We start from the raw sequence: 465 nt of genomic DNA, 5'->3' as shown, positions 1-465 counted from the left end.
CTGGTGCACCTCGTCGGCGGCTGGCGCGGCAGCGCCACGTTCCAGGAGACCAGCCTCGCGGACTGGGACCTGCTGGAGAAGCTGCTCATCCGCACCGTCCAGTCCACCTCACTGGCCTTCCAGGAGCCCCTTCAGCGCAGCGACAAGGGCCGTTACCTGCTGATCAGCGCCGCGGGCGCCGGCAAGCCCACCGCGGGCAACGCCGCCTACTCCGCCTCCAAGGCCGCCGCCGAGGCATGGACCCTCGCGCTCGGCGACGCCTTCCGCAAGGAGGGGGGCGAGGACGGGCCGGCGGCCGCTGCTGCGATCCTGGTGGTCAAGGCACTGGTGAACGACGCGATGCGCGCCGAACGCCCGAATGCGAAGTTCGCGGGCTTCACCGACGTCACGGAGCTGGCCGAGGCCATCGCCGGCGTCTGGGACAAGCCCGCCCCCGAAGTGAACGGAAAGCGCCTGTGGCTGACC

At 71.4% G+C, this 465-nt stretch carries 1 protein-coding gene; it reads left to right on the top strand.

Features of this window, described 5'->3' with window-relative positions:
* On the top strand, nucleotides 1-465 hold a 465-nt coding region (locus V2J85_RS40550), incomplete at both ends, for an SDR family NAD(P)-dependent oxidoreductase (protein ID WP_330824383.1).

The sequence above is a fragment of the Streptomyces bugieae genome, assembly GCF_036352915.1.
GTDB classification, from domain to species: Bacteria; Actinomycetota; Actinomycetes; order Streptomycetales; family Streptomycetaceae; genus Streptomyces; species Streptomyces endophytica.
Note: the sequence above shows the minus strand (reverse complement) of the source record. Positions and strands in the feature narration are given on the sequence as shown.